Genomic DNA, 6,163 nt, shown 5'->3' on the forward strand with positions numbered 1-6,163 from the left:
AGCGATGAGTGTGGCCTTTTGGTATTGTAGAAGGTGATGTATCGGCTGATCCCGGCCCGTGCGTCCGGCACGCTGGCATAGGCACGTAGGTAAATCTCTTCGTATTTGATGGAGCGCCAGAGACGCTCGACAAAGACATTGCCCTTCCTGGCGCCGCGGCCGTCCATGCTGATTTCGATGCCGCGCTTGTGAAGGAGGTCTTCGACATTGCGCAAGGATAGCGGAAATCTGGCGCACATCATCACGCCAAGCTGGATGATCTCGGGTAAGGTTTTGAAGGAGCGGAACGGGTTCCTGACCATTTCCTGACGCAAAACTACGGGATTGGTCACTTCAAGCCCGGTTCCGCTGACAACACTGAGCCTTCAATCCAGCTTCAGGAAGTACCGGGTGGATTTGAGTTCGCCCTCTCGGACGAGCGCGCCTTTGGCGACCATGTCCCCAAGGTCTCGGGTCGCCGTAGCGGTCGGCGCATCCGTAATCGTCATGTAATTCTTCGCGCTCAGGCCGCCCTTGAATCCCTCAATCCCCTCCGCGAACATGCGCAGCAACGCCTTTTCCTGCCGGTTGTTCAACTGCCCTGCGAGCCGGTCGAAGAGGCGGGTTTTGGCCAGCATGAAGTCGACCTGCCGCAAACTCCTGTCCTGCGCCTCGAGCGCGATGTCCGCAAACCAGCTCAGCCACCGGTCCGCGTTCAGGGTTGCGCTCGCCCGCTCCAGTTCGCGGTAATAATCCTTGCGATGGCGCAGCAGGGCGCCGGCCAGAGAAGTAAAGACGGGCCGCTGACGCCCTTGAGCCAGCGCCTTTTCCGAGATCGCGCGGCCGATCCGGCCATTCCCGTCTTCATACGGATGGATGCACTCAAACCAGAGATGCGCAAGTCCGGACCGCTCGATCGGAAGCAGCGGCGCCTCGCCTGTCGGCGCGGTTCGGTTAAACCAGGCGATGAACGCCGACATGTGGCCGGGAACAGCGCTGGAGGGCGGCGCCTCATAGTGAACCTTAGGCGCATAGGAAGCGCCGGATATGATCTGCATCGGTTCTTCATGCCGGCGATAGCCACCGACGCTCTTGAGGTCGTTGCGGCCGTTCAGCATTTTCAGGTGCCAGAGATCAAGCATCGCGTCCGAAAGCGGATCACCTGTTGTCTTCAGAAGGTCGACCATCATTTCCGCAATCCCGCTTTCGGCGGGGCGCTCGGATGTCCGGTTGGCCTTCAGCCCAAGGGCACGCTGAATGGAGGACTGGACACTCGCCCGATCCAGCGTCTCCCCCTCGATCTGAGACGTATCGATCGCTTCCATGCTCATGACCGAAATGCTCAGGCTGATCCTGTCTTCGTCGGAAATATGACGGGATGCACCGATCAGGACGCCGGCCTGTTCGAGAAAATGGGCCTCGCGCGTGGCGAGCTTCTGCCGGTCCCGGGCGAAATCAGGCCAGTCGCGAAGTTCCCAGTTCCAGGCCATGATCGAGAACGCTCCATTTTGTCGATCACAATATGCAGGAAAAGTGATTAATAAAAGGGTATTTTATCGATCATGGCGCACCAGGACGAGGGCAAGTTCTCCATATGAACAGCAGCGTTGCCTTGGTAAAGTGAGCTACCAGCGCAGCTGTTGACGGGGCTATTGGTGAAGTCGGCAACTGATCGCAAATCACGCCTGGTTTTCTGGTAGAGCATATTCGCCAAGTCCAAACTGAGGTGCGCGTTTGTCGCCGAGCATCGACAGCGTTTCTCGGTACGGACGATGTGCCGCTGCCTGCGCATCCCGCCGAGCAGATTTTATGTCTGGCTAAAGGGCTCCCTTGAGCAGGCGAGCGAAGGAGGACGTCCGGCGCGAGCAAGCTTCCATTATGCTGTTTGCGCGATACATAGCACGCCGTGAGATTGGAAGAGCACGGCACAGCCGTGCGTTCTCATGCTTCATATTCTTCATCTGTCTGGCCTGGTCGACTTCCAGGCCGCCAAACACTTTGCGTCGGCTGTAATGGTTTGGCTCTCCTGCCATGTCTCGACTCCTTATCTGAGCCGGAATTAACTCACATAACGGGCCAGTTTCGTGGGCGCAGACCACCGCCACCCATCCGGCTTCATTAAAAGGCCTCAAAAATTCTTGAAACTTTCACTTTTTGCAAGTATTGAGAACTTTATGAGCAAGCTTGTCCAAACCCTGAAAGATGCCGGTTATGAACACCGCCTGTTCACGGACAGGCAACTGGCGCGCCTCGTCGACGGCGGAGACGCCCGGCGGTACGGCCTTGTCAATCGCGCCCTGAAGGATGGATCGCTGACCCGAATCAAGCGCGGGCTCTATGCGCTGGGCGATCCCTACCAGCACGGTGCGCCGCACCCATTTGCCGTTGCCCAGGCGCTCGTACCGGGCAGCTACATCTCCTTCGAGACAGCCCTGTCCTACCATGGCTGGATCCCGGAAGCAGTCTACACGACAGCGAGCGTGAACGCGGGCCGCAAGACCCTGACCCGTGACACCGACCGGTTTGGCCATTTCAGCTTCCACCCGCTGGCGATTGCGCCCTACCAGTTTCTCGTCTCGGTCGACCGGGTCGAGATGGGCAAGTCCGTTGCCCTGGTGGCCCAGCCGCTGCGCGCCCTCATGGATCTCGTCGCCTTTCGAAAGGCGAGCTGGACAGGACTCGAGTGGATCGAGCAGGGCCTTCGGATCGAGCGGTCCCGGCTGACGGCGCTGCACCACAGTGATTTTAATGCGCTGCGCGATGTCTACAAGCACAAGCTGGTGCGTTTCTTCCTGCGCGCATTGGAACAGGACGTCATGACACTCAAAACGTCGGGCAACCTGTCCGGGAAAGGCCGTGATGATTGATCTCATTCAGGAGAAACTGCGATCCTATGGCGCGAAGAACCGCCTGGAGGAAGAGAATGCGACAAAGGAGATCATGCAGGAGATCGCCCTCTATGCTCTCTGGAAAGCAGACTTTTTCGACGTCGCCGTGTTCCAGGGCGGTACAAGCCTGCGTATCCTCCATGGGTTGCCCCGGTTTTCCGAGGATCTCGACTTCATGCTCCTGGCACCGGATCGGACATTCAACTGGACCCCATACCTGGACGCATTGATGGAGACTTTTGCTGCGTTCGGCATTCGTCCCGAGGCGAAACCGAAGGGAGACATGGACAAGCGTATCCGCGCCGCGGTGATCAAGGACACGTCGATCGCCGGGCAACTTGACCTGGCATTCTCAGACCGCCAACCTGATCAAAACATCAGGATCAAGCTCGAGATTGATGTCGAGCCTCCTGCATTTTCCACTGACGTCTGGACGTTCCTTGATTTTCCGGCAGACCATGAAGTTCGCCATCAGGACCTCGCCTCGAACTTTGCCCTGAAGATTCATGCGCTGCTGTGCCGGGAATATCTGAAAGGCCGGGATTGGTATGATTTTTCCTGGTACGTGGCAAAGGGCGTGTTCCCGAACCTCGCGCACCTTCAGGCTGCGCTGATCCAGTTTGGCCCATGGAGCGGTCAGACCGATATCAAGGTTGATACGGACTGGCTGGATCGTGAACTTGGTAAATTGATCGACACCATCGATTGGGAAATGGCGCGAACGGATGTCCGCCGGTTTCTGCGTCCGGATGATCTGAAATCGCTTGATCTCTGGAGCGCAAGATTCTTCGCCGCAAAGCTTGGCAAACTGGCCGCGAGCGCCGGCTAAGTCAGCAGCCCCGATCCCCTTTACCCGACCGGGCTAAACTCTGCTGGTCAGGGCGCCAGATCCTTTCCAACCCGATTCAATCCATCGGCCAGCTTGCAATCACTTCCATCAGGAAAGAGACATCGACAGCAGAGTCCGGTTCAGTCAGAGACACGAAGTTGATCGTCGCAAATGGCGCGACGTTCTTGGCGTCCAGGCCTTCGGACCAGCTCACAAGCCAAATTCCGAAAAGTCTGTTTGCTTCGAAGTCGTCTGTTCAGACCGCCAGGAACGGTTAACAGTTGAATGTAACCGCCATTGATATCATTGAATATTTTCCAGGGCGGTTAACGCCTAATACATTGAAAATAAAAGAAAAAGATATCGTTTACACCGAGAGGGTCAGCGGTTCGAGCCCGTTACCGCCCACCATGAAAACAAGGCATTAGCCTGTGGAAAAAAGAACATGCGAGAACAGTTTACAGCATAGTTTACAGGTTCTGTTCTTGTTCCGTCCTTGATTAGCCGAATATCGCGCCGTGATAAAAGCTGCCTCTGACACGTCACCTTGGAGTTCATCTACCAAAGCTGAGAGGTCGACTCTGTTCCGATCTTTCGTGTCTCAAGATTAATACGCCGCAGCGCATAAATGCGAAATATACGCCACAACGTATATTGACAGTTTATACGCCATAGCGTATGAAATCGAACAACAACGGAAATCATGCCATGGCTCAACTCGTCAGATCACCCAAACAGATTGGCTCTGTGCTGCGCCGCTATCGACGTGCGCAAAATCTCACGCAAGCCGAGATGGCACGACGGGCAGGCGTAAGGCAGGGAACAGTTTCGCAGGTAGAAACCGGGCTAGAAACTGTCAAACTCACGACCGTCATGGAGCTGTTGAGAGCACTTGACCTGGAAATGATCCTGCAGCCGCGAACCAAAGGGTCGAACAAAGACATCGAGAATATGTTCTAATGGGGCGGGCACGCAGAAGCGAGCGCCTCACTGTGGCCCTCAACGGACGCCAGATTGGGGTCCTTGAGCGAAGCACGAATGGGGCCATTTCGTTTATTTATGATCAGGCCTGGCTTGACGACGAGCGCCGCGCGATTCCTGTCTCATTGTCCCTCCCATTGCGGGAGGAGCGCTACACCGGCGCAGAGGTTTCGGCCTATTTTGACAATTTGCTTCCGGACAATGCTGATATCAGGCGCAAGGTAGCCGCCAAAATCGGAGCAGAGGGAATTGATCCATTCAGCCTCCTGAACAAGATCGGGCGTGATTGTGTAGGGGCACTTCAATTTGTTCCGGAAGGGCAGACTATCGCACTTCCTGGTCCCCCCGAATGTGCTTCCCTTGAAGATAGCGAAATCGCAGAAATCATCCGCAACCTGGCTTCGGCGCCACTGGGCATTCGCGCAGACGGTGACCGTGAATTTCGGATTTCCATCGCTGGCGCGCAAGAGAAGACGGCCTTGCTTTGGAACGAGGGTTGGTGTCTCCCCCAAGGGACGACTCCCACCACGCACATTCTGAAACCGGAGTTGGGAAAACTGGCGAACGGACTCGACATGCGCAGAAGTGTCGAGAACGAACATTTTTGTATGAAGCTCTGTCAGGCCCTGGGGCTTGAAGTCGCCAACAGTCAAATTGTTGATTTCGAGGATGTGCGTGTGCTCGCAATCGAGCGCTTTGACCGGATCAGATCGCAGGATGGGCGCCTGCTTCGCGTCCCGCAGGAGGATTTTTGCCAGGCACTATCTGTACCGGCAACACTGAAATGCAATTCCGACGGCGGTCCCGGCATAACAGATTGCCTGACGCTTCTTAGCGGCAGCGACTATGCTGATCAGGATCGTCTTGCGTTTCTCAAGGCGCAGATTGTGTTTTGGTTGATCGGAGCAACCGATGGGCACGCCAAGAATTTCAGCCTCTTCCTGACACCGGGTGGACGCTATCGCATGGCGCCACTTTACGATATCATGACAGCACAACCCAATTTCGATGCGAAGCAGCTGACCCGGCGAGAGTTCAGGCTAGCCATGGCCGCAGGAGATCGTCGGCACTATCGCATGGGCGATATTCTTCCTTATCACTTCAAGGAAAGCGCAAAATCTGCTGGCGTTGCCGAAGCGGAAGTTGACGATCTGTTTGTCGCTCTTGCCCTTGATGCCGACGATGCCTTGGATCGCACGATTGCTTCTATGCCGGAGCACTTTCCATTGGAAATTGCCGATAGCGTTGCCTCATCCATGCGGGCAAGACTTGATAAGCTAAAATAGCAGAGGCGCCAGCCAAACTTTTAGCCCAGCCCCGAGTGAGACTTCATATGCCAAAGAAAGGCAATTTTCTTTACATGTCGTGCCAACGTATAAACAAAAACACCAAATTAGCGCAGATGACCACAAGGGTGGTGTCAGTCTAATGCGAACCAGTCTCCATTATTCGCGAACGAGCAGGTGCTAAAGCACATCCGCGACAA

The 6,163-nt window shown here is 55.7% G+C and carries 6 protein-coding genes, 1 tRNA gene and 2 pseudogenes; 6 read left to right on the plus strand and 3 right to left on the minus strand.

Annotated elements, in window-relative coordinates:
* Positions 1–197, minus strand: a pseudogene (locus tag ACESNB_RS06500) (integrase core domain-containing protein); the annotation flags it as partial.
* Positions 198–365: 168 nt separating this feature from the next.
* Positions 366–1,469: a Fic family protein gene (locus ACESNB_RS06505; protein ID WP_373005512.1), complete on the minus strand. Its 1,104-nt coding sequence runs from the start codon at positions 1,467–1,469 to the stop codon at positions 366–368.
* Positions 1,470–1,697: 228 nt separating this feature from the next.
* Between ACESNB_RS06505 and ACESNB_RS06510 the strand changes: the two are divergent.
* The 3 genes and pseudogenes from ACESNB_RS06510 to ACESNB_RS06520 form a co-directional block, all read left to right on the plus strand.
* A pseudogene (locus ACESNB_RS06510) lies at positions 1,698–1,848 on the plus strand (IS3 family transposase); the annotation flags it as partial.
* Positions 1,849–2,153: 305 nt separating this feature from the next.
* The gene (locus tag ACESNB_RS06515; protein WP_373005514.1) at positions 2,154–2,846 is read left to right on the plus strand and encodes a hypothetical protein; all 693 of its coding nucleotides are present in this window, start codon (positions 2,154–2,156) and stop codon (positions 2,844–2,846) included.
* Entirely contained in the window at positions 2,839–3,696 is an 858-nt protein-coding gene (locus ACESNB_RS06520; protein WP_373005516.1) for a nucleotidyl transferase AbiEii/AbiGii toxin family protein, read from the plus strand. The genes ACESNB_RS06515 and ACESNB_RS06520 overlap by 8 nt, the downstream gene beginning before the upstream one ends.
* Before the next feature lie 76 nt (positions 3,697–3,772).
* On the opposite strand, the gene ACESNB_RS06525 is transcribed toward ACESNB_RS06520, so the two are convergent.
* Positions 3,773–3,910 carry a hypothetical protein gene (locus ACESNB_RS06525; protein WP_373005518.1) on the minus strand — a complete coding sequence of 46 codons (138 nt, stop codon included), beginning with the start codon at positions 3,908–3,910 and terminating at the stop codon, positions 3,773–3,775.
* A 106-nt stretch (positions 3,911–4,016) separates the two neighbouring features.
* Here ACESNB_RS06525 and ACESNB_RS06530 point away from each other — a divergent pair.
* The 3 genes from ACESNB_RS06530 to ACESNB_RS06540 all read left to right on the plus strand — a co-directional run bounded on the left by ACESNB_RS06530 (position 4,017) and on the right by ACESNB_RS06540 (position 5,963).
* Positions 4,017–4,107 (plus strand) — tRNA-OTHER (locus ACESNB_RS06530).
* Between the two features lie 297 nt (positions 4,108–4,404).
* The gene (locus ACESNB_RS06535; RefSeq protein ID WP_373005520.1) at positions 4,405–4,656 is read left to right on the plus strand and encodes a helix-turn-helix domain-containing protein; all 252 of its coding nucleotides are present in this window, start codon (positions 4,405–4,407) and stop codon (positions 4,654–4,656) included.
* Between the two features lie 32 nt (positions 4,657–4,688).
* Positions 4,689–5,963 carry a type II toxin-antitoxin system HipA family toxin gene (locus tag ACESNB_RS06540; RefSeq protein WP_373005522.1) on the plus strand — a complete coding sequence of 425 codons (1,275 nt, stop codon included), beginning with the start codon at positions 4,689–4,691 and terminating at the stop codon, positions 5,961–5,963.
* The last annotated feature ends 200 nt before the right edge of the window (positions 5,964–6,163 follow it).

It is taken from the genome of Hyphomonas sp., from assembly GCF_041689225.1.
In the GTDB taxonomy this organism is placed as follows: domain Bacteria; phylum Pseudomonadota; class Alphaproteobacteria; order Caulobacterales; family Hyphomonadaceae; genus Hyphomonas.

What these genes read in the sequence shown, in the direction of transcription:
- ACESNB_RS06505 (WP_373005512.1), bottom strand. Translation starts at nt 1,469, where the DNA reads ATGGCCTGGAACTGGGAACTTCGCGACTGGCCTGATTTCGCCCGGGAC.
- ACESNB_RS06515 (WP_373005514.1), top strand. Translation starts at nt 2,154, where the DNA reads ATGAGCAAGCTTGTCCAAACCCTGAAAGATGCCGGTTATGAACACCGC.
- ACESNB_RS06520 (WP_373005516.1), top strand. Translation starts at nt 2,839, where the DNA reads ATGATTGATCTCATTCAGGAGAAACTGCGATCCTATGGCGCGAAGAAC.
- ACESNB_RS06535 (WP_373005520.1), top strand. Translation starts at nt 4,405, where the DNA reads ATGGCTCAACTCGTCAGATCACCCAAACAGATTGGCTCTGTGCTGCGC.